This window comes from Mesorhizobium sp. KACC 23794 (assembly GCF_052180275.1).
In the GTDB taxonomy this organism is placed as follows: domain Bacteria; phylum Pseudomonadota; class Alphaproteobacteria; order Rhizobiales; family Rhizobiaceae; genus Kumtagia.
In genome coordinates, this window is the sequence record NZ_CP197465.1 from 3234529 (window position 1) to 3260160 (window position 25632).

General features: G+C 63.0%; 27 protein-coding genes. 14 read left to right on the top strand and 13 right to left on the bottom strand.

Features of this window, described 5'->3' with window-relative positions; genetic code table 11:
- The first annotated feature begins 45 nt into the window (after positions 1-45).
- From ACSBOB_RS15795 to ACSBOB_RS15830, 8 genes are all read left to right on the top strand, one after another.
- Complete coding sequence (locus ACSBOB_RS15795) at positions 46-309, top strand: hypothetical protein (RefSeq protein WP_442583330.1); 264 nt, start codon at positions 46-48, stop codon at positions 307-309.
- A 210-nt stretch (positions 310-519) separates the two neighbouring features.
- The gene (locus tag ACSBOB_RS15800) at positions 520-1956 is read left to right on the top strand and encodes a UbiA family prenyltransferase (RefSeq protein ID WP_442583331.1); all 1437 of its coding nucleotides are present in this window, start codon (positions 520-522) and stop codon (positions 1954-1956) included.
- Positions 1956-3308 (top strand): FAD-binding oxidoreductase, encoded by a 1353-nt coding sequence (locus tag ACSBOB_RS15805; protein ID WP_442583332.1) that lies wholly within the window; start codon positions 1956-1958, stop codon positions 3306-3308. Before ACSBOB_RS15800 ends, ACSBOB_RS15805 begins: the two co-directional genes overlap by 1 nt.
- Before the next feature lie 107 nt (positions 3309-3415).
- On the top strand, positions 3416-3850 hold the full coding sequence (locus ACSBOB_RS15810) for an EamA family transporter (protein ID WP_442583333.1): 435 nt from the start codon (positions 3416-3418) through the stop codon (positions 3848-3850).
- Positions 3847-4854: an NAD-dependent epimerase/dehydratase family protein gene (locus ACSBOB_RS15815; protein WP_442583334.1), complete on the top strand. Its 1008-nt coding sequence runs from the start codon at positions 3847-3849 to the stop codon at positions 4852-4854. Before ACSBOB_RS15810 ends, ACSBOB_RS15815 begins: the two co-directional genes overlap by 4 nt.
- Positions 4855-4893: 39 nt before the next feature.
- Entirely contained in the window at positions 4894-6333 is a 1440-nt protein-coding gene (locus ACSBOB_RS15820) for an aspartate aminotransferase family protein (RefSeq protein WP_442583744.1), read from the top strand.
- 61 nt (positions 6334-6394) lie between these two features.
- On the top strand, positions 6395-7582 hold the full coding sequence (locus tag ACSBOB_RS15825; RefSeq protein ID WP_442583335.1) for a hypothetical protein: 1188 nt from the start codon (positions 6395-6397) through the stop codon (positions 7580-7582).
- Between the two features lie 4 nt (positions 7583-7586).
- Complete coding sequence (locus ACSBOB_RS15830; RefSeq protein ID WP_442583336.1) at positions 7587-8357, top strand: FkbM family methyltransferase; 771 nt, start codon at positions 7587-7589, stop codon at positions 8355-8357.
- A 14-nt stretch (positions 8358-8371) separates the two neighbouring features.
- Here the strand turns inward: ACSBOB_RS15830 and ACSBOB_RS15835 are convergent, their stop codons facing one another.
- The gene (locus tag ACSBOB_RS15835) at positions 8372-8746 is read right to left on the bottom strand and encodes a hypothetical protein (protein WP_442583337.1); all 375 of its coding nucleotides are present in this window, start codon (positions 8744-8746) and stop codon (positions 8372-8374) included.
- Between the two features lie 388 nt (positions 8747-9134).
- Here ACSBOB_RS15835 and ACSBOB_RS15840 point away from each other — a divergent pair, with 388 nt between their 5' ends.
- The 4 genes from ACSBOB_RS15840 (at position 9135) to ACSBOB_RS15855 (ending at position 14729) form a co-directional block, all read left to right on the top strand.
- The gene (locus ACSBOB_RS15840) at positions 9135-11696 is read left to right on the top strand and encodes a GcvT family protein (protein WP_442583338.1); all 2562 of its coding nucleotides are present in this window, start codon (positions 9135-9137) and stop codon (positions 11694-11696) included.
- A 118-nt stretch (positions 11697-11814) separates the two neighbouring features.
- Complete coding sequence (locus tag ACSBOB_RS15845) at positions 11815-12633, top strand: site-2 protease family protein (RefSeq protein WP_442583339.1); 819 nt, start codon at positions 11815-11817, stop codon at positions 12631-12633.
- A gap of 97 nt (positions 12634-12730) precedes the next feature.
- Entirely contained in the window at positions 12731-13567 is an 837-nt protein-coding gene (locus ACSBOB_RS15850) for a DUF1194 domain-containing protein (RefSeq protein WP_442583340.1), read from the top strand.
- Positions 13568-13643: 76 nt separating this feature from the next.
- A complete protein-coding gene (locus ACSBOB_RS15855; RefSeq protein WP_442583341.1) occupies positions 13644-14729 on the top strand; it encodes a Gfo/Idh/MocA family protein in 1086 nt (361 codons plus the stop codon).
- A gap of 130 nt (positions 14730-14859) precedes the next feature.
- Here the strand turns inward: ACSBOB_RS15855 and ACSBOB_RS15860 are convergent, their stop codons facing one another.
- The 3 genes from ACSBOB_RS15860 to ACSBOB_RS15870 all read right to left on the bottom strand — a co-directional run bounded on the left by ACSBOB_RS15860 (position 14860) and on the right by ACSBOB_RS15870 (position 16729).
- The gene (locus ACSBOB_RS15860; RefSeq protein ID WP_442583745.1) at positions 14860-15798 is read right to left on the bottom strand and encodes a GlxA family transcriptional regulator; all 939 of its coding nucleotides are present in this window, start codon (positions 15796-15798) and stop codon (positions 14860-14862) included.
- 270 nt (positions 15799-16068) lie between these two features.
- Positions 16069-16209, bottom strand: coding sequence for a hypothetical protein (locus ACSBOB_RS15865; RefSeq protein ID WP_442583342.1), 141 nt, complete (start codon positions 16207-16209; stop codon positions 16069-16071).
- A 334-nt stretch (positions 16210-16543) separates the two neighbouring features.
- The gene (locus tag ACSBOB_RS15870) at positions 16544-16729 is read right to left on the bottom strand and encodes a hypothetical protein (RefSeq protein WP_442583343.1); all 186 of its coding nucleotides are present in this window, start codon (positions 16727-16729) and stop codon (positions 16544-16546) included.
- Here ACSBOB_RS15870 and ACSBOB_RS15875 point away from each other — a divergent pair.
- Together ACSBOB_RS15875 and ACSBOB_RS15880 are read left to right on the top strand one after the other, a co-directional pair.
- Positions 16722-16919, top strand: a complete 198-nt coding sequence (locus ACSBOB_RS15875) for a hypothetical protein (protein ID WP_442583344.1) — start codon at positions 16722-16724, stop codon at positions 16917-16919. The two genes, ACSBOB_RS15870 and ACSBOB_RS15875, sit on opposite strands and share 8 nt — an antisense overlap.
- Before the next feature lie 41 nt (positions 16920-16960).
- Positions 16961-17860, top strand: a complete 900-nt coding sequence (locus tag ACSBOB_RS15880) for a LysR substrate-binding domain-containing protein (RefSeq protein ID WP_442583345.1) — start codon at positions 16961-16963, stop codon at positions 17858-17860.
- A gap of 65 nt (positions 17861-17925) precedes the next feature.
- Here ACSBOB_RS15880 and ACSBOB_RS15885 read toward each other — a convergent pair whose 3' ends face one another.
- The 9 genes from ACSBOB_RS15885 to ACSBOB_RS15925 all read right to left on the bottom strand — a co-directional run bounded on the left by ACSBOB_RS15885 (position 17926) and on the right by ACSBOB_RS15925 (position 25609).
- Entirely contained in the window at positions 17926-18111 is a 186-nt protein-coding gene (locus ACSBOB_RS15885; protein ID WP_442583346.1) for a hypothetical protein, read from the bottom strand.
- Positions 18112-18428: 317 nt separating this feature from the next.
- Positions 18429-19166, bottom strand: coding sequence for a hypothetical protein (locus ACSBOB_RS15890; protein WP_442583347.1), 738 nt, complete (start codon positions 19164-19166; stop codon positions 18429-18431).
- A 4-nt stretch (positions 19167-19170) separates the two neighbouring features.
- Positions 19171-21198, bottom strand: a complete 2028-nt coding sequence (locus ACSBOB_RS15895) for an ASKHA domain-containing protein (RefSeq protein WP_442583746.1) — start codon at positions 21196-21198, stop codon at positions 19171-19173.
- 69 nt (positions 21199-21267) lie between these two features.
- Positions 21268-21666, bottom strand: a complete 399-nt coding sequence (locus ACSBOB_RS15900) for a hypothetical protein (RefSeq protein WP_442583348.1) — start codon at positions 21664-21666, stop codon at positions 21268-21270.
- Positions 21667-21843: 177 nt separating this feature from the next.
- Positions 21844-22467 (bottom strand): Uma2 family endonuclease, encoded by a 624-nt coding sequence (locus ACSBOB_RS15905; RefSeq protein WP_442583349.1) that lies wholly within the window; start codon positions 22465-22467, stop codon positions 21844-21846.
- 58 nt (positions 22468-22525) lie between these two features.
- A complete protein-coding gene (locus tag ACSBOB_RS15910) occupies positions 22526-23500 on the bottom strand; it encodes a methyltetrahydrofolate cobalamin methyltransferase (protein WP_442583350.1) in 975 nt (324 codons plus the stop codon).
- 66 nt (positions 23501-23566) lie between these two features.
- Complete coding sequence (locus tag ACSBOB_RS15915) at positions 23567-24667, bottom strand: methylenetetrahydrofolate reductase (RefSeq protein WP_442583351.1); 1101 nt, start codon at positions 24665-24667, stop codon at positions 23567-23569.
- Positions 24664-25314, bottom strand: a complete 651-nt coding sequence (locus ACSBOB_RS15920) for a methylenetetrahydrofolate reductase C-terminal domain-containing protein (RefSeq protein ID WP_442583352.1) — start codon at positions 25312-25314, stop codon at positions 24664-24666. The genes ACSBOB_RS15915 and ACSBOB_RS15920 overlap by 4 nt, the downstream gene beginning before the upstream one ends.
- A complete protein-coding gene (locus ACSBOB_RS15925) occupies positions 25307-25609 on the bottom strand; it encodes a virulence factor (protein WP_442583353.1) in 303 nt (100 codons plus the stop codon). Before ACSBOB_RS15925 ends, ACSBOB_RS15920 begins: the two co-directional genes overlap by 8 nt.
- Positions 25610-25632 lie beyond the last annotated feature (23 nt).

The window sequence follows — 25632 nt, forward strand, 5'->3', positions numbered from 1 at the left end:
AACGTCCCTAACTCTTGATAGAGGCGGTGGAAACACCGGAAAGCCATGAAGAACCTTGTCGTTGCGACGGTCTGCCTTCTCGTGATGGGCAATGCGGCGCATGCGGCCAGCGCGGTCAATCTCGACTCCGAACCGCGCACGCTGATCGTCACCGAAGGTGGCAGCAAGTCGGAACTGCCGCTGGCAGCCGGCGAGAAGGTCGAGTTCTGCTCCGGCGGCTGCTTCGTCACCATGCCGAACGGTGATCGCCAGGCGCTGACCGGCACCGAGACGGTCGAGATTTCGGGCGGCGTCGGCCGCATCAAGTAAGCCTCGCGATGGCACGATGATGATGGGAAGGCCGGGCGCCCGCCCGGCCTTTTAACGTTTCCGGTTGCAGTCGCTTAACCCTGATTTGCAAAGCTGTCCGCGCCGTGCGTAAGCTGGACGCGGTATTAACGCGGCCTAATCGGTCCCACGCTTATAGCCGGACCACGGCGCTCATTGGGGTGCGTCGCGGCAATTGCGGAAACAGCCTCGATGGATGCGCGGTCCGACAAGAATGCGGTGCCTTTGGCGGTCGATCTCGACGGCACGCTGATCGCGACGGACCTTCTGTGGGAAGGCCTGTTCCTGCTGCTACGGCAGAACCCGCTGCTTTTGTTCCTCGTGCCGTTCTGGCTGGCGAAGGGTCCGGCGACGTTGAAGATGGAGATCGCCAAGCGCGTCGACATCGACCCGGCGGCGCTGCCCTACCGCAAGGAAGTCATGGAGCGGCTGCACGCCGAACAGGCGAGCGGACGACGGCTGGTGCTGGCGACCGGCACGCCGCGCAAATTCGCCGAGGCCATCGCAAAACATCTCGGCATCTTCGACGCGGTGCTCGCCACCGACGGCGCGGAAAACCTGACCTCGAAGCGCAAGACCGCGGCGCTGGTTGCCGCCTATGGCGATGCCGGCTTTGACTATTTCGGCAACAGCCGGCACGACCTCGCAATATTCGAGGCGGCGCGCGAGGCGAGCGTGGTGGCGCCCGACCGCAGCGCGGCGCGCTGGCAGGCCAAGCACGGCTGCGAACTGATCGAGACGCCGAAACCGACGGTGAAAACCGTCCTCAAGATGCTGCGCGTGCATCAGTGGTTGAAGAACGGGCTGATCGCCGTGCCGGTCGTGCTCTCCCACGAATATTTCAATCTCGGCATGCTGATCGACTGCATCCTGGCCTTCATCTCCTTCAGCGCGGCGGCATCGGCGATCTACATCGTCAACGACTTCTTCGACCTGGCGCTCGACCGCCGCCACCCGACCAAGCGCAACCGGCCCTTCGCCAGCGGGCTGCTGTCGATGCGCTTCGGCATCGCCTCGGTCGCGGTGCTGCTGCTGCTTAGCTTCGCGGTCGCGGCTTTCCTGCCGTTGCTTTTCCTGGGTGTGCTTTGCGGATATCTTTTGGCCACGACCGCCTATTCGCTGTCGATCAAGCGCATGCTGCTGCTGGACGTCCTGATGCTGGCCGGCCTTTACACCACGCGCATCCTCGCAGGCGCGGCCGCGACCGGTATCGACGTGTCGTTCTGGCTGCTCGCCTTCTCCACCTTCTTCTTCCTGTCGCTGGCGCTGGTGAAGCGCTACGTCGAGTTGCGCTCTTCCGTGCTGGTGCCGGGCGAGCGTATCGCCGGGCGCGGCTACCGGACGGAAGACCAGGAGATCATCGCGCAGGCCGGCATGGCGTCTGCCTTCTCGTCGGCGCTGGTGCTGGCGCTCTACATCGACAGTTCGGCGGTGCGCGAACTCTATTCGCATCCGTGGATGGTGTGGCCGCTGGCGCCGACCGTGCTCTACCTCACCATGCGCATCTGGATTCTGGCGCGGCGCGACGAACTGCATGACGACCCGGTGGTGTTCATCGTGCGCGACTGGCGCAGCCAGGTCGTGGTTGCGGCGGGCGCGATCATGCTGGTGCTGGCGGGTCTGCTCTGATGGACGCATCGCACGGAAGCTTCGGCCGCGTGACGCCGCCGACCCAGCGAACCATGGATGCGGCCGAGGCGATCGCGCTGATGAAGAGCGGGCAGGCCCTGGCGGACATGATCCTGCCCTACGGCAATGGCCGATCCTATGGCGACAGTTGCCAGGCACAGGACGGCATCCTGGCCGACATGCGCTCGATGAAACGGGTGATCGGTTTCGATACCGAGAGCGGCCTGTTTACGGCGGAAGCCGGAATTCTGCTTTCCGACATCATCGCGCACGCGGCGCCACACGGTTTCTTTCCGCCGGTGGTGCCGGGCACGCAGTTCGTGACGCTGGGCGGGGCGATCGCCAATGACGTGCATGGCAAGAACCATCACCGGCGCGGCACGTTCGGCTGCCACGTCGAGCAGATCGAACTGCTGAAGTCCGACGGCAAGACCTACACCTGCTCTCCGGCGTCGAATGCGCGCCTGTTCCAGGCGACGATCGGCGGCATGGGGCTGACCGGCATCATCCTGTCGGCATCGCTCCGGCTGATGCGCGTACCCTCGCTCGACGTGAGCGAGACGGTGACGCCATTCTCCGGGTTGCCCGAATATTTCGACCGCGCCGAGGCCGCGGACGACGCCAACGAATATGCGGTCGCATGGATCGACCAGCTTGCCGGCGGCAAGCGGGCAGGGCGGGGATTGCTGCTCACCGGCAACCATGCGGAGAACGGATCTCGTCAGGCCGGCCAGGGCGGGCGGCGGCTTTCGGTGCCGTTCCAGCCGCCGATCAACGTGCTCAACCGGCCATTCCTGACCGCGTTCAATGCGGCCTACCGCTGGAAGCGTGGGCGCGACCAGGGTCCGCACACCACCGGCTACCAGGGTTTCTTCTTTCCGCTCGACGGGGTGGCGAACTGGAACCGGCTCTATGGTCCCAAGGGCCTGTTCCAGCACCAGAGCGTCGTGCCTTTCGAGGCGGCGCGCGAAACCGTGCCGGTGCTGCTGCATGCGGCGCGCGAGGCGGGGCAGGGCTCTTTCCTCACCGTGTTGAAGCGTTTTGGCACACTCCGCTCGCCAGCGATGCTGTCCTTCCCGCGGCCGGGCTACACGCTGACGCTGGATTTTCCGAACCGCGGCGCGCGCACGCTGGCATTGCTCAAGGAACTCGACGCCATCACCGTCGCGGCAGGGGGCGCGGTCAATCCCTACAAGGATGCGCGCATGTCCGCCGCCACCTTCGGCGCCTCCTTTCCGGACTGGCAGCGGCTCGAATTGATGCGCGATCCGGCCTTCCTGTCGAGCTTCTGGGCCAGGACCGCGATGCGGCTGAAGTCGCGCGACTGGAGCGTGGCGAAGGCTGCCGAATAGCCGGCCACGAAAAGTCGGCACGCGTAAAAGTTTAATCAAATGCCGCGCCCGGTTTCACGGGATATTTCCGGGTTGCAGTTAGAACCGGGACAACGAGAGCGAGTGATATGAAATACCTGCCTTTCATCCTCTTCACGGTGCTGACCAACGCGGCCGCGCAGCTGATGCTGAAGCACGGCATGATGAGCCTGGGGTCGATTTCGTTCGAGGGCGCCAACCCGATCATCAAGATCCTGCAGATCGTCTTCAGCCCATGGGTGTTCCTCGGACTCTGCACTTTCGTCATCTCGATGGCATCGCATCTCTATGTGCTGTCGAAGGTGGAGTTGTCCTTCGCCTATCCGTTCCTCAGCCTGGCCTATGTGGCCGTCGCGGTGTTCGCCTATTTCCTGTTCCACGAGGATCTGAACGCCTGGCGCATCGCCGGCATCGCTTTCATCTGCGTCGGCACGGTGCTCATCGCGCAGAGCGGGCGTGACAGCCACGAAGACGGCACGAAGGTTGCTTCTGCATCCCTGCAAACCAGCGAGATCTCAAAATGAGACACATTATCTTCGGCGGCGACGGTTTCGTCGGCCGTCACCTTGCCCCCAAACTCCTTGCCGACGGCCACGAGGTCATCGTCGCCGACATCGTCAAGAGCGATCTGCCGCATTACCGTCAGGCACAATATGTGCGCTGCGACGTGACCGATCCGGCATCGGTGGCTGGCGTCGGCATCAAGGCCGACGACATGGTGTACAACCTTTCGGCCAAGATGCTGTCGCCAATCCAGGTACGCGCCAAGCGCCACGATTTTTTCTTCCCGGTGAATTTCCACGGCACCGAGCACATCATCCAGGCCATGGACAAGGCGGGTGCACCAAAGCTGGTGCATTTCACCACGGACATGATCTACGGCCACACAGTCACCTATCCGATGACCGAGGAGCATCCGGTCGCGCCGCTCGGCGAATACGGCCTGTCGAAGTGGAAGACCGAGGAGCTTGCCGCTGACTGGCGCAAGCGCGGGATGAACATCTCGCTGTTCAGGCCGCGTCTCATCATCGGGCCCGGACGCTTGGGCATTCTCGAAAAGCTGTTCAAGCTGATCGACATGAACCTGCCGGTGCCGATGATCGGCTCGGGCAAGAACCCCTACCAGTTCATCTCGGTGTTCGACTGCGCCGAGGCTGCACGCGCCGCCTATAAGGCCGGCGTGCCGAACGAAGCCTACAACCTCGGCTCGCTCAACCCGCCGCCGGTGCGGAAGCTGCTCGGCGACCTTGTCAAGCATGCCGGATCGAAGTCGCTGCTGATCCCGACGCCGGGATGGGCGGTGAAACGCACGCTCGACCTGCTCGACTGGATGAACATGCCGATCATGGACCCGGAGCAGTACCTGATCGCCGACGAGGAATGCGTGCTCGACGTGTCCAAGGGCAAGCGCCAGCTCGGCTGGGTGCCGCAGTACCGCGACGAGGACATGCTGATTGCCGCCTACACCGAATACCGCGCCAAGAAGGAAGGCCGCGTGCCTTCCGCGTCCCACGTTCCGGCCGAATAGGAGATTGTAATGAATGTCATGACAAAGCCTCAGATGGCCATGCGCCCGACGATCCACGCCCCCGCGCTCGCGCACGGCAGCATTCCGAAGCCGAACCTGATCACGGTAGAGGAAGCCAAGGCGATGGACGTCGCGCGGCTGACCGATCTGTTCAAGACCCACCTCAATCCCGGCCAACTGCATTTCATGAAGCTGCTGGGCTTTCACAAGATCAAGATCGAACGCGCCGAGGGGATGTATTACATCGACCAGAACGGCCGGAAGATCCTCGACTTCTTCGGCGGGTTCGGCTCGCTGGCCTTCGGCCACAACCACCCGAAGATCCTCGAAGCGCGGAAAAAGTTTCAGGAGGAGAAGCGGCAGGAGATCGCCATCGCCTTCATGTCGCAATATGCGGCAGCCCTGGCCCACAATCTGGCGAAATGCTCGCCGGGCGACCTCGATATGGTGTTCCTCGGCTCGTCCGGTTCGGAAGCCATGGAAGCGGCGATCAAGGTGGCCGAGCGCGCCGCCGGGCCGAAGCGGCCGAAGATCGTCTATGCGGAAAACTCCTTCCACGGCAAGACCAAGGGCGTGCTGGCCATCACCGACGGTGCTCTCTACCGCGCCGATTTCAAGATGACGGACAACACGGTGAAGGTGCCTTTCGGCGACATCAACGCGATCGAGCGGGCGTTCCGCACCGATCCGGAGATCGGCGTGATCGTTCTTGAGACCATCCAGGGCGGCGGCGGCATCGTGCAGGCACCGGCGGAATTCTGGACGAAGCTGCGGGCGCTCTGCGACCAGTACGGCGTGCTGTGGGTCGCCGACGAAGTGCAGTGCGGATACGGCCGCTCCGGCCGCTTCTACGCCTTCGAGCACTACGGCGTCGTGCCGGACGTGACGGCGCTGGCGAAGTCGCTCGGCGGCGGCAAGGCGGCGGTCGGCGCGATGATCGCCAAGCGCGACGTCTACATGAAGGCCTACGGCACGCCGAAGACGGCGATGATCCACGCGATGGCGACGTTCGGCGGCATCGGCGAGGCCTGCGTGACGGCAATCGAGGCGCTCAACGTGCTTTACGACGAGCACCTGATCGACAATGCGGCCGAGACCGGCGCCTACCTGCTGGAGCGGCTGCAGGGAGTGCAGGCGAAGTACCCCAAGATCATCAAGGACGTGCGCGGCCAGGGCCTTATGATCGGGCTGGAGTTCCACGATTTCTCGCAGACGCTGCCGATGGTGCTGCGCCCGGTGGTGAGCGTGCTGGACGACAAGCTGAAGGGCTCGCTGTCGGGTTTCGTCGGGGCGCTGCTGCTGCGCGACTATGACGTGCTGGTCGCCTTCACCGAATACAACCGCAACGTCATCAGGCTTGAGCCGCCGCTGATCTGCCAGCGCGAGCATGTCGATCGCTTCGTCGATGCGCTGGACAGCCTGCTGTCGCGTGGCATCGTTTCGATCGTCAAGGACTTCGTGAAGAGCCAGATGGGCTGACCGCAGAGGTCGCGGCAGCGTGGGGGCGCTGCCGGGGTAATCAGGGGTAGGGCAGATGTTGATGAAGATCGAACGCGCGCCGATCGAATGGGCGCTGGATACAGGTGTCGGCAAGGGCATCGCCAACGCCACGACGAACCGCACCCTGCTCGACCGGCTGGGCGCGGCGTTCTTCGTCATTGTCTGCGTGGTGATCGCGCTCTACGCGCTGGTCAAGCCCGACTACAACTGGGACATGGTCGCCTATGTGGCGACCGCGCTTGAGGACCGCTACCAGGACCCGGTGGAACTGCATACCGCCACCTGGAACGAGATCGAGAAGGGCGCGCGGCCGGCGCAGCTCTACGAGATCCAGTACGGAAACCCCTACAACAAGCATCAATGGGAGAACCCGGTCGACTTCCAGTCGCAGCTGTCGATGTATCGCGTGAAGGTCGGTTATATCTGGGCGATCCGCGCGCTGGAGCCGATCTTCGGCGCGGGTATGGCGTCGATCCTGCTGTCGGTCATCCCGTCGCTGCTGGTCGGCGGCATGCTCCTTTACTGGCTGTGGCGCGAGGATGCGCTGCAAGGCGGCTTCATCCTGGCGCCGCTGCTGATGCTGGCGGACCAGGCGCAGATGACGTCGGCGGTGGTGCCGGACATGCTGCTGTCGTTGGTGTCGATCGCAGCGCTCTACGCCTTCATGCGCGGCCGCGACACGCTGGCCTGCGTGCTGCTGTTCCTCAGCGTCTTCGTGCGGCCTGACAATCTCATCCTGATCTTCGCCATGCTGGTGACGGCTGTGATCTTCGGCTGGCGTATCCTGCCGCTGCTCCTGACCTTCGTCGCGGCTTTCGTCGGCTGCATGCTGATCTCGAAATACGGACACCACCCGGGTTGGTGGGCGCATTTCTACTTCTCTTGCGTACAGATCCAGAACTCGATGATCGACTTCCACCCCGACTTCTCGCTGGTGACCATGCTGAAGGGTTATGTGCGCGGCGTCGTGGTTGCACTGATCAACAGCGACTGGCCGGCGATCCTGGCGCTGTTTGCGGCGGGCTGGGCCTTGCTCAACCGCTACGGCAAGCCGATCACCAACCGGCAGAACGGCCTGATCTTCGCGCTGATGATCGGCACGCTCGGCAAGTTCGCCAGCTTCCCGCTGCCGGACGACCGCTTCTACCACGTCTTCATCCTCGGCATCGCCATCCTGCTGGTGACGATCTGGAAGCCGCGCTTCGACATTGTGAAAGCAAGGAACTGATATCATGGACGGTGGGGAAGCCTCGCAATTCATCGAATTCCTGCGCGTCTTCCTGTCGCTGGTTCTGCCGGTCGGAATATTGGATCGCGGGGCGCCGCTGAGAGGCACGCGCTTCCTGGCGCAGGCGGCGATGCGGGCGCGGATGGGCGGCGGCCAGCCGTTCCAGATGGTCAATGTCGGCGCCTGCGACGGAAAGCTGTTCGACGACGTGACGCCGTGGCTGCACCGCATCAAGGGCTCGCGCGCCATGCTGGTCGAGCCGATCCCCTACAACCAGAAGCGGCTGCGCGCCAACTACCCGGACGAGCAGCGTTTTATCATCGAGCCGGTGGCGGTGACGAAAACCAGCGGGCCGATCACCATCAAGACTTTCGATGCGGCGGCACTCGAGGCCGGAACGCTGCCACTCGAATTCATCGGCTGCTCGTCGATTAGTGACACCAACCTGATGTCGGGCAGCAATGCCTGGGGCGAACAGGACAAGAATTTCCAGAAATTCGAACCCTATCTCAAGTCGATCGAGGTGCCGGGCGCCACGCTTCAATCGCTACTCGACCGCAACGGGATCGAGCACATCGATGCGTTTCTTGTCGACTGCGAGGGCGCCGACTGGCAGGTATTCGATCAGCTCGACATCGAACGGTACCGGCCCGGCATGGTCAAGATCGAGATCGGCGCGCTGACTGCCGAGGACATCGGCAAGGTCGTGCTGAAGCTCAAGACAGCGGGATACCAGGTCGGGCTCTATGCCGAGGACGTGTGGGCGTTCTCATAGGGCCCGGCGGTCCGTTATATGCAGCCGAAACTCAGCGCGTAGTTGATGTCGGCGTTGGGCGGCCCCTGGCGCCAGCCGTCGCCCCCGCGGCTTTTCCCGCAGCCGATGTTTTCAAGCGGATCCGACCCGACATTGAAGAGTTCGAACAGGACGATGGTGTCGCTGCTTGGTATGAACGTCATCGTCCAGTCTGTATCGCTCAGCGAATGGTTGATCCATCGGCCATCCGTCGTTCCGACGGAGATGCGTGGGTCGCGGGCGTCGCGGATCATTCGCCAGGTGCCTTGGTGACGCCCCTTGCCGCTCACCACGGACATTTCGACGGTGCGGTCCTGCGATTTCCAGTCCGCATCCTCGGCGAGCTTCAGCATGCAGTCTATTTCCTTCATGATGCATCTCCCGCATTTTGCCGGTGTTTGACGAGATTTTCCCACTGATCGAACTGCACTGATCTTCCGTGACTTTGACCTGTTCGTCGGGCAGGCCGCCTGGGCCGCCAGCGGAGAAGGTTAAGGTCCCCCTGCATTTTCTCGCTTCCCGATGACCTGGTGGATTTTCATCGCTGTCGGACCCTGGATACTTGCAATACAGTGAGCCAAATGCCGTTCGCGCGCAATCGTCGGATGTGGTGAGGTTCGGTTCGACGCTGCAGGAGTGCCGCCCGAGTTGTCCGGCTGGTATCTGGTCGTCGCTCCCTTTTGCGATGTCGCAAACAGGCTGCAATTGGCTCGCCGCACCCTATAGTGTGCGCGAAAATCCACTCCAGGGTCGCGAGCAATGGCAGAGTTTCCGGCAAAGGCTAAGGTCGTCGTCATCGGGCTGGGCGGCATCGTCGGAGCCTCGATCGCCCATCACCTGATCGAGCGCGGCTGGGACGACATCGTCGGCATCGACAAGTCGGGAATCCCGACCGACATCGGCTCGACGGCCCATGCGTCGGATTTCTGCTATACGACCAGCCACGATTTTCTGTCCTGCTGGACCACGCTCTATTCTATCGATTTCTACGAGAAGATGGGCCACTACGCGCGCATCGGCGGCCTCGAGGTGGCGCGCGTCGGCGACGACAGCCGCATGGAGGAGATCAAGCGCAAGATCGCCTCGGCAAAGGCGTTCGGCACACGCGCCCGGATGATCGAACCGGCCGAGATCAAGGAAAAGTTTCCGCTGATCGAGGAACACATGGTGCAGGGGGGGCTGTGGGATCCCGACGCCGGCCTCGTCATTCCGCGCTCGCAGACGGTGGCCGGCAAGCTGGTCGACCAGGCGGAGGCCTCTGGCAAGCTGAAAGCCTTCGCCAACACGGCGGCAAAATCTCTTATCATCGAGAACGGACGCATCAAGGGCGTGGTCACCGACCGCGGCACCATTCATGCCGACTATGTGGTGGTCTGCGCGGGCATCTGGGGTCGGCTGATTGCGGAAATGGCGGGCGAGGATCTGCCGGTCATGCCGATCGACCATCCGCTGACCTTCTTCGGCCCGTACACGGAATTCGCCGGCACCGGCAAGGAGATAGGCTGGCCGCTGCTGCGCGACCAGGGCAACTCCGCCTACATGCGCGACACTGGCGACCCGAAGACGGCGGAAGGCGGGCAGATCGAGTGGGGCTATTACGAGGAGACCAATCCGCGCCTCTGCCACCCGCGCGACATCTTGGAAAAGCACCAGTCGCGCCTGTCTCCGTCGCAGCGCGACCTCGACATGGACCAGATCCTCGCGCCCCTCGAACGCGCCATGGAACTGACGCCGATCCTCGGCGAACTCGGCTACAATGAAAGCCACTCCTTCAACGGCCTGCTGCAGGTGACGGCCGATGGCGGCCCCTCGATGGGCGAGAGCCAGAAGGTGAGGGGTCTGTGGTACGCCGTCGCCATATGGGTCAAGGACGGCCCCGGCATGGGCAAGCTGATGGCCGACTGGATGACCGATGGGCGCACCGAAATCGACCATCACCAGATCGACTATGCCCGCTTCTATCCGCACCAGACGAAAGAGCAGTTCATCTGGGACCGCTGCACCGAGACGGCGATGAAGGTCTACAACCCCGCCGTCCATCCGCGCGAGCCGTTCTCGAAGGGCCGCAACATCCGCCGCTCGCCGTTCTGGGAGCGCGAAAAGGAACTTGGCGGTTATTTCATGGAACTGGGCGGCTGGGAACGCGCCCATGGCTACGCCGCCAACGAGCACCTGCTCGAAAAATACGGCAACCGCGTTCCCGTGCGCGAGAACGAATGGGATGCCAGGCATTTCTGGCGCGTCTCGAATGCCGAGCACCTCGCCATGAGCGAGGATTGCGGCATTGTGAACCTCTCGCATTTTGCGATGGTCGACATTGAAGGGCCGGACCATGTCGCGCTGCTGGAGTGGCTGTGCGCGGCCAAGATCGGCGGCGACGCCAATATCGGAAAAGGCATCTACACCCATTTCCTCGACGAGGCGGGCATGGTGCGCGCCGACTTCACGGTGATCCGCATGGCCGACCGCTGCCGCTTGGTCGACGGCGCCGACGCCGGGCCGCGCGACTTCCACTACATGCGCAGGGTCGCCGAGGACAAAGGGTTCGACGTCACTATCACCGATGTGACGGAAAAATACGTCACCATTGGCATCTGGGGGCCGAATGCGCGGACAAATCTGCAGAAGGTCGTCGAGAACCCTGAAGGCTTGACGCCCGAGAATTTTGCCTTCGCTTCCATCAAGCCCATCAAAATCGGCGGCAAGGATGTCACCGCCTTCCGCATCTCCTATGTCGGCGAGCAGGGCTGGGAACTGCACATGCGCTATGAGGACGGGCTGGCCGTCTGGGACGCACTGCGCTCGACCGGCGTCATGCCATTCGGCGTCGAGACCTATGCCAACACGCGGCGCATGGAAAAGAGCCTGCGCCTGCAGAATGCCGACCTGCTGACTGAATATAATCTGCTGGAGGCCGACCTCGCCCGCCCGAAGGTCAAGGAGGCGGATTTTGTCGGCAAGGCCAGGCATGAAGAGTATCGTGCGCGAAAAAACCAGCCGGCGATGCTGTGCACACTGGTGATGACGGAGAACGTCGATTCCAAGGGGGTGGCCCGCTATCCCGTCGGCACCATGCCGGTGATGGACCCGGAAACCGGTGAGACGCTGGTCGACGAACTCGGCCGCCGCTCCTTCACCACTTCCGTCGCCTACGGCCCGACCATCGGCAAGAACATCGCGCTCGCCTATCTGCCATGGGCGTATTGCCAGGAAGGTCGCAAGCTGACGGTCGAGTATTTCGGTGAGACTTATCCGGTGGAGGTGGCCGGCGTCGGCTACAAGCCGCTGTATGACCCGGAGAATTCGAAGCCGCGGAGCTGAGGGTCAGTTCCAGGTCGGTGATCCGCCGTAAATAATGTTCCTGGCAAGCTGGCCAACCCGACCCTGATCGGCGAATGTCCGTCCCGTCACGGCGCGCTACGGGGGAACGCGTGTGCCTATGCTTTGGTGGGACAGAAAGAATGAGTCGCTAACGTTCCGGCTCGGCGGCGATGTTCCCGTGCGTATCCACTGGACGTTTGCCGTGCCGATCGTGCTGCCATTTCTGTTCGAGTGGCCGGAGCGGCCGTTGGGTGCGCTCATTCATACCGCTATCGTGGGAGTGTTGCTGTTTTCAGCGGTGTTTTTTCACGAACTGGCACATATGTGGGCTGCCCGATCACGTGGCGTCGATGCGGATCGCATTGAACTGTATCTGTTCGGGGGCTGGATTTTCTTCAAGCCGACCTCGCGGCAACCCAATTCCTGGATATGGATCATTTTCGCCGGCCCTTTTGTGAATCTTGTTTTGGGCGGGCTGTTCCTGGCGGGCTACCTGGCCTTTTGGGCTTTCTCCGATCCTCTTCCCTATGACGGTGGGTTCTTCACGCCACCGCCGCTGCGGTCGAGCTTCCTGCAGTGGACCTTATGGCTGGGCGCGCTGGTCAACCTGGCACTTGGCGTCCTCAATCTTCTGCCTGCTTTTCCGCTGGACGGCGGCATCATCGCCCGGGAACTCCTGCAACCGCATCTTGGGCCGCAGCGCGCGACAAAAATCGTTGGCGCCTGCGGGCTGATGCTTTCGGCTCTTCGCTTCCCGGTCATGCTGGCTGCGGCGGCAGCGGGCTTCTTCGTGTGGCTGCCGCCCCCCTTCAGGCCGAACTGGCGGGCGTTCTGCGGAAGCGGCAAGCCAAAAAGGCAACTCAAACCCGCCATTGCCAGCGCGGAAGCCGAGGAAATCGAGTGGCGAGGCAAAGGCGGCTGGCGTATCCGCAAGTAACAGTAGGAACGACTAGTCGCGAAATTGTGAAGGCCACGGCGGGGGGATTTTCTCCGGCCTTTCTTTTCAAGGCGCAGCTTTCGCGTAACCTTGCGTCATGTCTCGTTCCTCGCGCACCGGACAGATTCTCGCCATCGCCGCCATGCTTCTCGGCGGCTTATTTGCGGGTCCTGTGCAAGCCCAGGAAAGGGTCGACGTTGAGCTGGTGCTGGCAGTCGACGTGTCGCTTTCCATGTCGCCGCAGGAACTGGAAATCCAGCGCCACGGCTATGCCGCGGCGCTCACCGACGAGCGCGTGATCCAGGCGATCGCCGAGGGCGCCTACGGCAAGATCGCCGTGACCTATTTCGAATGGGCCGGCGCAACCTCGCAGCACCTCATCGTGCCGTGGACGGTGATCGCGTCGCGTACCGACGCCGAGCGTGTCGCCGAGCAGCTTGGCGCCAATCCGCCGAACAGCGCCCGCCGCACCTCGATCTCGGGGGCGCTTGAATTCGGTTCGGATCTGTTCGCCGAAAGCCAGTTCCGCGGGATGAAGCGGGTGATCGACATTTCCGGCGACGGGCCCAACAACCAGGGCGGCCCGATCGTGCTGGCGCGCGACGCGGTGGTGGCGCAAGGCATCGTCATCAACGGTCTGCCGCTGATGACCAGCGGCGGCTTCACCAGCGTCTACGACGTGAAGGATCTCGACAATTATTACAGCAATTGCGTGATCGGCGGGCCGGGTTCGTTCATGATCCCGGTCAATGACTGGGAGCAGTTTCCCGAGGCGATCCGGCGCAAGCTGGTGCTCGAACTGGCCGGCACTTTTGAGCCGCCGCCCCCTGACGAGGGATTGCCGGTCATCCTGGCACAGGACGTCCGAAGCTACGACTGCATGGTCGGCGAGAAGATGTGGCGGGATCGCTCGTTCATGTGGGACGCGCGTTGATGCCCGTGTGCATTGTGCGCCAGAACAGGCCCTTGCCGTCAATCCTCTCTTAGGCGCGACCGCGTATGATCTCGCCATGCAGCAGGAAAAACCGATCACGCAACACACTGATCCGGCGCGGCCGTTCACATGGGGCATCGTCGGCACCGGCGTGATCGCGCGTCAGCTCGCCGCCGATCTCCGCCATGTGCAGGGTGCGCAGATCGGCGCGGTGTGTTCTCGCAGCGAGAAAGCCGCGCAAGATTTCATGGCGGTGAGCGGGGCGGCAGGATTTCACTCAACGCTCGCGGCACTGCTTGGCGATCCAGAGATCGACGCGGTGTATCTGGCGACGCCCAACATGCTGCACGCTTCGCAGGCACTGGAGGCGCTCGGCGCCGGAAAGCCGGTGCTGGTCGAGAAGCCATTGGCGACGTCGAGCGGGGATGCGGCGCGCATAGCAGACCTCGCAAGCACCAACCGGTGCTTTGCCATGGAGGCGCTGTGGACGCGGTTCCTGCCGGCGGTCACGGCAGTCCGCGACATGCTGGCGTCCGGTGTCATCGGCGAGGTCGCGCATATCGAGGCCGAACTCTGCTACCGCAAGCCGGAGATTTCGGGTGACCGGTTCTTCGATCCGGCGTTGGGCGGCGGTTCGGCGCTCGACCTCGGCGTCTATCCGCTGTCGCTTGCCGTGCAACTGCTTGGTGTGCCGGAGAAATTTTCCGGACGCTGGTGGGCGGCGCGCAGCGGCGTCGACCGGCGCTGCCTTTTCGAACTCTCCTTTGCCGGCGCAACGGCTGAACTGTCATGCGGCTTTGACCGCGACGGCTCGAACAGCTTTTCGATCTTTGGCGAGCGAGGCGCGATCCGCATCGAGGCGCCTTTTCTCAAGGCGCAGCGTATCACGCTGTTCGAGGGGCGAGTGAGCGGGCTGCCGCTGATCGGGGCGAGGGGACCCAATTCCGGCCTTGCGGGCAAATTTCTGTCGCGGTTGCCGCTGCCGGGCCGCAAGGTCAGCCATTTTCGTTTCCCCGGCGGTGGCCTGCAGTTCGAGGCGGCTGCCGTCATGGAGGCGGTGCGCGCAGGGGCGGCGCAGTCGAGCATCATGCCACTGCGCGAAAGCATCGCGGTGCTGGAAGTGATCGAGACAGTACTTGGCCAGCCCGCCGAGCGGGAATGATGTCGACGGCTTCTGGTTGTCGGGTTGATCGTGCGTCCTTCTAGGCTCGCCCGCAATACCTTGAAAATGAAAAGCTAAATGTTCCCCGGGGAGCCTCGAAGGACGCCCCAGGCACCCGTGCCCAGCCGATCTATGCGGCGAGCAGCTGCTTGCGGTCGACACGTTCCTGCTGTGGCGACCGTGCATAAAGTTCGCGATAGCATTTGGAGAAATGCGAGGCGGAGACGAAGCCGCAGGCGACGGCGACTTCTACCACCGGCATGGATGACTGGATCAGCAGGTGGCGGGCGCGGTCGAGCCGGATCTCCAGATAGTAGCGCGCGGGGGAGCGGCCCATCTCGGTGCGGAACAGCCGTTCGATCTGGCGGCGCGACAGGCCGACGTCGTCGGCGATCTCGATCAGCGACAGCGGCTCGGAAAGGTTGGCTTCCATCAGTTCGATGATCGACAGCACTTTTGCATTCTGCACCCCGAGACGTGCGCGTAGCGGCAGGCGCTGGCGGTCCGTCGGGCTGCGGACGCGGTCGGTCAGGACCTGCTCGCAGACGCGGTTGACGAGGTTGTCGTCGAAATCGTCGCCGATCAGCTTCAGCATCATGTCGAGCGCCGCGGTGCCGCCGGCGCAGGTGTAGATATTCTGGTCGACCTCGAAGAGATCGGCAAACACATTGGCCTTCGGAAAAGCCTCGGAGAAACCTGGCAGGTTTTCCCAATGGATGGCGCAGCGCTTGCCGGAGAGAAGGCCGGCGGACGCCAGCACATGCGCTCCCGTGCACAGACCGCCGATCGCGACGCCGCGATTGTATTCCTCGCGCAGCCAGGCGAAAGCCGACTTGTTCTGGTATTTCTCGACATTGATGCCGCTGCAGACCACCACCATCGACGGCCGCTCTGGGCCGGCCATTTTTCGCCGTTCCTCCTCCAGCGAAGTGTTGACGGCACATTCGACGCCGTTGGAGGCGTTGACTGGCCTGCCATCATAACTCGCCAGCCGCCACCGGTAGGCTTCGTAGCCCAGCATCCGGTTTGCCGAACGCAGCGGTTCAAGCGCCGTTGCAAAGGCGATCATGGTGAAATCGGGGATGAGAAAGAAGACAAGCGACCGTTTCAGCGGATGTTTGACGGCGTTCAAGCAAGCCTCACGCGGATGCGACATCAATGTCGCTATCAGCACAGGCTCAACAGGAAAACGTCTTGCTGTCAATGGAGTGGCGGCCGTGCGATGCAAAAAATGCGACATCGCGGCGCGCGAGCATCAGTGCGGATATCGGGCGCAAACAAATACCGCGCCGGCGAGGCCGACGCGGTTCGATCGATTGACAGGATTTGTGGTGGCGGCTTAGCGGACCACGAAGCCAAGGCGGGACGCGGCCATAGCGCCGGACTGGCCGGGCATGGTGCGATCGAGCCGCTGGCGCTCCAGGGCGGTCGTCAGGTTCATTTCGCGGTTGCGGCCGAAAAGGCGGGAGAAGAAGTTCATGACACGGCTCCATGCAGTGGTTACACGGGGTGCCTTCGCTAGGTCTTAGGAGTGGGGCATCTCGTTTGATGCCGCTGATATAGGCATTTGCACTTTGCAGTGCAGCAATAAAAGCGAAGCGCTCAATATAAAAAGCGACATCAGGGCCGCGACGCCGGGTGGCGGAAATTTGAAAAACCAAGCAAAATCAGCCGGTTTTCACTGTTGAAGATCAGCCATGCGGCTGGCTCAGATGCGTCATGCGCGGCAAGCATGACTGCGTCGAGATGAGGCAGGCTTGAAAACAAAAACCCGCCGTCATGATGACGGCGGGTCTAGATGGGACACCTCACGATCAGCGGCCTCCGGCCCAGGACCCGAGGGCGATGCGCGAGGAGGGCTGCCGCTCGCTGGCATCCGGCCAGCCGATATCCTTCTGGATCTCCTGCGGCAGGGCACGGACCTGGCGCTCGGTCAGATAACGGGCACGGGCAACGCTGTATTCGTGGGCCAGATGGCCGATGGCAGAAAAGATGGACATGTCGTTCTCCTTCAATTTTGGCCGCGCTCGGGCAGAGCGGGACCGCCGACGCAGACCGGTTGACCCGGCACGCGATCCGTCAAACTTTGATTTCCGGTCTTCGTCCGGCGGCGATTGTCAGGATGACAAGTTCGCCGCCTTCCATAGTGTTGACTATCGCTCCATCCTGATGTTCAATCAAACGAAATGAAGTGATGCTTCTGATCAGATTTTTTGAATGGACTGCCGCTGATGAACGCCCCGCTCAATCATCCGCTTCCACTTCTCGATCTCGACGTGCTGCGCACTTTTGTGGCAATCGCCGAAACGGGCAGCTTCACCATTGCCGCCACCGCAGTGTTCCGTACGCCCTCGGCCGTTTCGATGCAGATCAAGAAGCTCGAGGATATCCTTGGCCGCTCTGTCTTCACACGTGATGCACGCTCCGTGACTCTGACCACGGATGGCGAGATGCTGCTCGGCTATGCCCGGCGGCTGCTCGCCATCAACCGCGAGGCAGTGTCGAAATTCATCATCCCCGACATCGTCGGCGTGGTGCGCCTCGGTTCGCCGGACGACTACGGCGAGCGGGTGCTGCCGCACGTGCTGAAGCGCTTCGCGCAGTCGCATCCGTCGATCGCGGTCGATGTCACCATCGATCAGAGCATCAATCTGCGCCGCCGCATGGACGACCGCGCGCTGGACATCACGCTGCTCACCAATTCCTACCGCACCAGCGCGCTCGGCGCCGAAGTGCTGCTCACCGAGCCGATCGTCTGGGCCGGCGCCAAGGGCGGTTGCGCGCATATGCGCGAGCCTCTGCCAGTGTCTCTATGGGAAGAGGGCTGTGCCTGGCGGGCCAACGCGCTGGATGCCCTCGGCAGGGAGGGGCGCAACTACCGCGTCGCCTATATGAGCGCCCACACCGCCGGGCAACGCGCCGCGATCCAGGCGGATCTCGCGGTCGCACCCCTGCCGAAATCGTTCCTCGGCAGCGATATGGTCGAGCTTGGCGCCAAGGACGGCATGCCTGAGATCGGCACCTACAATCTCGCAATGGTCGTGTCGCCGGACGCCAGCGCGCCGGTCAAGGCGGTCGCCGACCATATACGCGCCACCTTCGAGGCGTTCCGGAATACGGGAAAGTTCTGACCGCGGACTTGCGGAACCGGAAGACGCTCTACCTTCATCCGATCCCGCGATCCGTGAATGGCCGCTCAGCGCAGCGTCTTCAGGTAGACGCTGCGGATGTTCGTCGCCATGCGGGACTCAGGGCTGGCCGGCCAGCCGATGTCCTTCTGAAGTTCCGGCGGAAGCGCGTTCATTTCGCGGATCGCCAGCCGGCTGCGGCGCGCCATGCGGAGAGCGGCGCCAAACCGGCCGATATCATGCAGTATCGACATTTCCATCTCCATCGCGTGTCGCGGCTTCCGGACCATCCGGGAAGCCGATCGCGAGCGGAGGTATGCCGTGTGTTTGTTTCTGCCCGATTGCGCCCGAAAGCACCTTCGTTTCAGCAAATGCTTATTTGCGGAAACATTCGTATGCAAATGAATTGGTGCGGCGCAATATTGGTGATGCGGCGCCTATTCGCGGTTGCGTCGGGCCGCGCGAACGGCGGCGGGTGGCGACGTCGCCAGCGGTCTGCCGGGCAGCAGCCTCACCTGCTCGGCGAGTTTCGGAAAGGGATCGACCTTATTGGGCAGCGAGCGAGATTGCCCTATCTAGCCAAGGTTTCGGCGATTGCGACCGCGCCCGGAACGGGGAGCGCGAGGATTGGTTTGGCGTCGCGGAAGCATGGCGGAAGCCGCGTCGCATCATAGGAGCGGCTGACCCCGATCAGCGCCACCAGTTCGTCGAAACAATCGAACGGAAGGTCGGCCTGCGGTTTGGGGGCGTCAATCCCGGCCGCATAATGATGGCGATTGATCGGGCTGTCCAGCGGGACGATCCGGTCGGACGAGGTGTGGCTGATACGCCGGAAGCCGAAGATGGTGAAGCTCGCGATGAGCTTCTTCTCAAATAGCTGCTTCAGCGCCAGATACATCTCCAGCGTCGTCATATGGTTGGTGTGCCCGCTCCAATCCGACCAATACAGCTTGACGCCCATTGCGGCCAGCGGCCCGTCGCAGTCGAACCAGGGCTGGCGGACCAGCACGAACTCCGAGCTGATGGAAGCGGCGGTGCGCAGGATCTGTCCGGCGATCTTCGGCGAGGGAATGTGCTCCAGGACATGCGCGATCAACGAGAAGCGCGCCTTGCCCTTGAAGGACATCGGCAGCGTCAGGTCGGCAAGCTCGGCTGTAAAACCCTTTTCGCGGGTGGCCGCCACCTTCACCGGATCGAGGTCCACGCCTATGCCGTTGACGCCGCCGAGCCGCTCCATCGCGAACTTGATGGAGCCTCCCGAGGAACAGCCGAAGTCGACGAAATCGTAGGGCGCGAGATCGATCGTCACGCCGTCACTCCCGCGCCCGGCGCGCCGCGCGGTCCTCGCGGGAACGCCGGCGCGGGCCGCCGTCGCCCGGATCGCCGCCGGTCTCGTTCAGCTTGCGCGGCGGAAGTTTTACCTGCTCGGCGAGTTTCGGAAACGGATCGACCTTGTTGGGCAGGGCCATCGCGTCGATGAACAATTGCTGGAACTGCGGCTCCAGTGCGGTCTCGATCTTCTCGATCCTCGACACTTCCTGCTCGATCTCCCGGCGGTGCTCGCGGTTCAGCAGTGCCATCAAAGCGCCGGTGCCCGCTGCATTGCCAACCGCCTTGACCTCGGAAAGTGCGCAGTCGGGAATGATACCGAGCACCATCGCATATTTCGGGTCGATGAAGGAGCCGAAGGCGCCGGCGAAGCGGATCGTGTCCACCTCGGTCACGCCCTGCTTGTCCATCAACAGCTTGATGCCGGCATAGAGCGCCGCCTTGGCAAGCTGAATGGCGCGGATGTCGTTCTGTGTCACGGTGATGCGCGGCTCGCCGTCGCGCAGCAGGTAGGACCATGTGCGGCCGTTCTGGATGATGCGTGGGCTCTTGGTCGCCAGACCGCCGTCGATCACGCCGTCTTCGGAAATGACGCCGGAGAGGTACATCTCGGCGACCACTTCGATGATGGCCGAGCCGCAGATGCCGGTCACGCCGGTCGCTTTCGCGTCGTCCTCGAACCCGTCCTCGTCCGACCATTTGTCGACGCCGATGACGCGGTATTTCGGCTCCAGCGTGTCCGGATCGATGCGCACGCGCTCGATGGCGCCGGGGGCGGCGCGCTGGCCCGACGAGATTTCCGCGCCCTCGAAGGCCGGCCCCGTGGGTGAGGACGCCGCAACGACGCGCTGCCGGTTGCCCAGCACGATCTCGGCGTTGGTGCCGACGTCGACCAGCAGCATCATGCGGTCCTGGCGGTACGGCCCTTCGGACAGCGTTGCGCCGGCGGCATCGGCGCCGACATGGCCGGCGATGCAGGGCAGGGTATAGAGACGCGCGCCCGGGCTGACTTCGATGCCGATCTCATGCGCCCAGAATTGCATCGAGCCGGAAACGGCCAGCGCAAACGGCGCCTGGCCGAGTTCGGTCGGGTCTATGCCAAGGAACAGATGGTGCATGATCGGGTTGGCGACGAAGACGCAGTCGAAGATGTCGTGGCGGTCGACACCGCTCTCGGCGCAGACTTTTCCGATCAGCTCGTTCACCGCGTCGCGGACCGCCTTGGTCATAGCGCCTTGTCCGTCCGGGTTCATCATGACGTAGGAGACGCGGCTCATCACGTCTTCGCCGAAGCGGATCTGTGGGTTTGGCGCTCCTGCCGACGCGACGATGCGGCCCGACAGCAGCGACACCAGGTGCATGGCGATCGTCGTTGAGCCGATGTCGCAGGCGATGCCATAGGCTTCGTTCTTCAGGCCGGGATAAAGTGCGATGATGAAAGGCCGCGACGATTCCATGTCGCGGTGGATGGCGGCGGTCACCGCCCAGTTCTCCTTGCGCAGGATCTTCTGGACCTGCGAGACCAGATGCGGCGCGACCAGCAGGTCCTTCCAGCCCCAGTCCTTGGCGAGCATCGCCTTGAGGCGATCGAGGTCGCCGAGTGGTTTGTGCATGTCGGGTTCGTCGACCTCGACGTAGCACATCTGCACGGCGGCGTTGCGCTCGATGACACGGTCGGTCGCGGCCTTGCGGATGGTCTGTGCGTTGATGACCGTGTCCTGCGGCACGTCGATGACGAGGTCGCCCTGAACTGTGGCCGAACAGGAGAGGCGGCGACCTTCGGGCAAGCCGCGCACCCGCTCGTAACGCTCCTCCTTCGGGCCCTTGGGCGATATGTGGTCGAGCGCCGAGACGATCTTGTGTTTGGCGAAATTGCCTTCCTGCACCTCGACCTGGCAGCGGCCGCAGGTGGCACGCCCGCCGCAGACGGATTCAACGTAGACGCCGAGCGAGCGCGCCGCGTCGAGCACCGGCGTGCCGACGGGAAAACGCCCGCGCTTGCCGGAGGGCATGAAAAGGACGAGGGGGTCGGTAATGTTTGCGGGGGAGTTCAAGGTGCTCTCAGCTTTCTAACCGGCGACTTAAGGCACATGGTCGAAGACATTTTCTTCATGGATCCGAAAGACGACTTGTTCCGGAAAGCCTCGTCCAACTGACGGGGCGGCCCTCACGAACGGACTGTTCAGATGCTCCGACGCAAACTCTATGGCCACTTCGTCGGATCGGAAGGTGAATCGTCCGATCTGCAATCCAATAAGCCGCCAGAGCTGTTCTACAGCACCCGAGCGTCTGGCAATGTCAAATTCACAGTCCTTCCCATCGTTCAGCGAATTGGAGAACTGGAAGTCGATAAAGAATTCGACTGACAGATTCCAACCGCGACGAGCTAGAATGAAGTTGAACCTGACGCTGTCGGATTTGATTTCGATGCTATCGAGAAAGCCTCCCGTTGCCAGTTCCGTGTATGTGGCTTCAACCACCAGAACGCTACCCTTTCGCCATCCTTGCCTCACGCTCACCGTCCCGAGGGTAACCAACTGCAGCGGTGCCGTCGTCTGCGCCTAGGGTGACCACCGCCATGGGTGGCGGGGCAGCGTGTGCGCCAGAAGGCAGGAATAGAAAGAGGGAATGGGACATATGCCGAGATACCATACAAATTACTGTTCCATGACAGGCACGAGGCCCTCGAAGATGTCGGCGAGCTTAAGCGTCACGCCGATCTCCGGGATCTCGAAGCTGTCATCGCTGTTGGAGAAGATGCGCACGGTCGGTGCTTCGCCAGGGCGGCGCGTATGGATTTGAACACGAAACTTCTCGGGGTCGATAATCAGCACATGGGCGATCGTCGCGATCTGCCAATACTCCGTGATCTTTCCCGCGAGGTCGAACGTCCTGGTCGAAGGTGACAGAACCTCCGCGACCAGTTTCGGGTTCTCGAAGATGAAATCATCATCAATCTTCGTACCGCAATCGACAACGAGGTCGGGGAACCGGATTTGGGATGGCCCCGTTTTCACCGCCGCGTCGTTGGCAAATGCCTTGCACGGACCACCCCGAAGCTGATTTCCGACAAGACTGAAGAGGTTGCCGCTCGCCATATTGTGACGGCGGCTGGCACCCGTCATCATAACGGGAGCAGTTGCTCCCGGCAGCATAATCGGCACGGGCTCGCGCTTCAGCATGGGGACGCCGTCAACGAGTTCGTACTTTTCCTCCTGGTGCTCGTTCCAGGCGAAGAACTCGTCGACAGTCCATTTCCGTTGCTTTTGAGCGATGGTCATCTAGGTCTACGGCCTGCAATCGCTGACGGGTTCATGATAACCGCGCCGAAGCGCGGCGTCATCCCCGGCCCATCCGCGCTTCCCGCCCACCACGCCGGCGTCCGCCGGCTGCGGCCGCGCCTTCGGCGCCGGGCGTGACCACGGCCACCGGAGCAGGGGCAGCGTGTTCGCCCGGCTTGAAGTCCTTGTAGGTCTTGATCCAGGTCATGCAGTCACTGTCGGTGCCGTTGAGCACGTTGGCGGCGCGAACCGCTTCCATCTCCTGCGGACGGACCGGATTCATGATCGCAGAGGTCATGCCGGCGCCGATCACCATCGGGATGAAACCGGCATTGATGCCGTGGCGGTGTGGCAGGCCGAAGGAGATGTTGGAGAGCCCGCATGTGGTGTTGACCTTCAACTCCTCGCGCAGGCGGCGGAGCAGCGCAAAAACCTGGCGGCCGGCATCGCCCAATGCGCCGATCGGCATGACCAGCGGGTCGACAACGACGTCATGCGCCGGGATGCCGAAGTCGGCGCAGCGCTCGACGATTTTTTTCGCCACCGCAAAGCGAACGTCGGGGTCCATCGAAATGCCGGTCTCGTCGTTGGAGATAGCCACGACAGGCACGTTGTATTTCTTCACCAGCGGCAGGATCGCCTCCAGCTTCTCCTCCTCGCCGGTGACGGAATTCACCAGCGGCCGGCCTTTCGCCACCTTCAGCGCAGCCTCGATCGCTGCCGAGACGGAACTGTCGATCGACAGCGGCAGGTCAACCGTGCGCTGCACGATTTCCAGCGTCTGGACAAGCAGCGCCGGTTCGGTCGCATTGGGATCGACGGCCGTGACGCCGGCATTGACGTCGAGCATGGTGGCGCCGGCGGCGGCCTGCTCGATCGCGTCCCTGATCACCGTTTCGAAGTTGCCGGCCGCCATCTCGGCAGCGAGTTTCTTGCGGCCAGTCGGGTTGATGCGCTCGCCGATCACGCAGAACGGCTGGTCGAAGCCGATGACGATTTCGCGGGTCGCCGAGGCGACGATGGTGCGTGTCATAAATCTCTCCTCGTGATATAAAGACTTCTTTATATCGTTTTCGTTCTGGTTCAATCGGCGGCGCGCTTAATGCGCGGTTTTCACCATTTCCGCCTGCGTTTCGGTGATGTCGTCGTGCAGGATGTGGTCGAGCCGGTCGGCGACCATCTGGTCGTCGCGGCGCGCCTCGCGCTTCCACGGCTGGCGGCCCTTGAGCACGCCGGATTCGTCGACGATCTCGGCGACATACTCCTCCTGGCGGTAAGCCATCACATGGATGCCGGAAACGCCGGGGATTTCCTTCACCTCGTTGATGATGTCGATGCAGAGGCGCTTGCCTTCGGCCTTCTGGTCCTGGGCGCCTTCCAGCCGCTTGATGATCGCGTCGGGGATGTGGATACCGGGCACGTTGGATCGGATCCATTTCGCCGTCTTGGCCGAAGCCAGCGGGCCGACGCCGCACAGGACGAAGACCTTTTCGGTCAGGCCGAGATCGCGCGCCTTCTGCATGAAGGTCCTGAACATAGGTACGTCGAAGCAATACTGGCTCTGCACGAATTGCGCGCCGGCGGCGATCTTCTTGCCGAGATGGATCGGGCGGAAATCATAAGGGGGGGCAAAGGGGTTGACCGCCGCGCCGAGGAAAAGCTGCGGCGGGGTGGTCAGCTTGCGGCCCGACAGGAACTTTCCGTTGTCGCGCATGATGCGGATGGTTTCCAGCAACGACATGGAGTCGAGGTCGAACACCGGCTTGGCGCCCGGCTGGTCGCCGGCTTGCACGCCGTCACCGGTCAGGCACAGCATGTTGGCGACGCCCATGGCAGCCCCCCCCAGCACGTCGCCCTGGATGGCGATGCGGTTCTTGTCGCGGCAGGCGATCTGCATGATCGGCGCATAGCCCATGCGGGTCAGCAGCGCGCAGATGCCGACTGACGACATGTGGCAGTTGGCGCCGGAAGCATCGACGGCATTGATGGCGTCGACCCAGCCATCGAAGACTTTCGCGCGGTTGTAGACGTCTTCCGGATCGGCGCTGTCGGGCGGGTTGAGCTCGGTGGTGACCGCGAACTCGCCACGCCGCAGCACGCGCTCGAGGCGCCCGCGCGAGGTATGGCCGGGCAGGGGATCGAGCGGCAGATGGATGCCGGCCGGGTTCTCGTCGCGCTGCGGGATGCGGGCGGCGCTCATGTGGCTGCCCCGGCCTTCGCGGCTTCCTTGACTGCTGCCGCCTGTGCGGTGACGCGCAGCCAGGCGGAGGTCTCGCGCAGCGACTGGTCGACCGGCTTCTGCACGGTCAGGATGGCGTCGCCCTTGACCATCTGGCGCGAGCCCTCCCAGCCCTTCACCCAGACGCACGGCATATCCGGCTCGACCTCGCAATTGCCGTTGGCGCGCACGCCGCCGCACGGCCCGTTGCGCAACTGTTTCGGGCAGTTCATCGGGCAGGACATGCCGGTGGAGGACAGCACGCACTGGCCGCACATGCGGCAGTCGAACATGAAACCCTTCACCCGCTTCTCGACGAATTTGACCGGCGCTTCGACGCGGCCGTAGCCGATGCCCTTCCACAGCGGATGCAGCATCAGGAACATGTCGGCGAAGCGGGCATAGAACCATTCGAGCAGGCGCGAGTGGCGGATCGCCCACAGCCGCACCGAATAGGAGCGCTGGACGCGCCGCTGCGGCGACACGTCGGCAGGTTTATAGTCGCTTTTAGGCGCAGCCTTCTTGACCTGCGTCGCTTGGGTTACGCCGCCGGACGCGGTGAGCGGAACAACAGGCGTGCCGTTGGACGGCGCCGTGGCCGTGGTGGGATTCGGCTGGGTATCAGACATTTTCCTTGCCGCCGGATTTCGCGAGAGCGACCAGCCGCTCCCGGTCGTATTTCGCATCGATGTCGGCCATCGCCTTGTCAGCCTCGGCTTCCAGATCGTCTCCGACCGGCACCGGGTCGGCCTTGCGCCATTCCGCCAGATAGGCGTCGGTTTCGGCCGCGCCGGAGCGCATCGCGGCCATGTCGATGGCTTCCGTGAAGCGCAGCGGCAGTTCCCGCTTGGCGTTGGTGCGGCCGCGCTTGACGATGATTTGGGCGGGAATGTCGCGCCAGTAGACGACGATGAGGTCGGCCATGAAAACCCTGTGTTTGCTGTTGT